Origin of the sequence: Mesorhizobium sp. Mes31, from assembly GCF_024519675.1 — a bacterium.
Taxonomy (GTDB): Bacteria; Pseudomonadota; Alphaproteobacteria; order Rhizobiales; family Rhizobiaceae; genus Mesorhizobium.
Genome location: NZ_JALJRL010000067.1, coordinates 1 through 607, shown reverse-complemented (window position 1 = coordinate 607; position 607 = coordinate 1). Strand labels below are relative to the sequence as shown.

Genomic DNA, 607 nt, shown 5'->3' with positions numbered 1-607 from the left:
AGTCCTTGGCGGTCTCGACCGCCACCGCGGCGTCGCGGCAATAGGCATCGGCGCCGACGGCCTTGCCGAATTCCTCGTTCAGCGGCGCGCCGCCGACCAGCACGACATAGTCGTCGCGGATGCCCTTTTCCTTCATCGTGTCGATGACGACCTTCATGTAGGGCATGGTCGTGGTCAGCAGTGCCGACATGCCGATGATGTCGGGCTGATGCTGCTCGATCGCATCGAGATATTTCTCGACCGCGTTGTTGATGCCGAGGTCGATGACGTCGAAGCCCGCACCCTCCATCATCATGCCGACGAGGTTCTTGCCGATGTCGTGGATGTCGCCCTTGACGGTGCCGATCACCATCTTGCCCTGCTTGGGCGCGCCGGTGGCGGCAAGCAGCGGGCGCAGGATGAACATGCCGGCCTTCATCGCATTGGCCGAAAGCAGCACTTCCGGCACGAACAGGATGCCGTCGCGAAAATCCTCGCCGACGATGCGCATGCCTTCGACCAGCGCCTCGGTCAGCACCTTGTAGGGCACCCAGCCGCGCTCGAGCAGGATCTGCGTGCCTTCCTCGATCTCTTCCTTCAGCCCGTCATAAAGATCGTCGTGCATCTG

General features: G+C 62.4%; 1 protein-coding gene. It reads right to left on the bottom strand.

Annotated elements, in window-relative coordinates; all coding sequences use genetic code 11:
- On the bottom strand, window positions 1–607 hold a 607-nt coding region (locus NR193_RS33320; RefSeq protein WP_256754890.1), incomplete at both ends, for a corrinoid protein.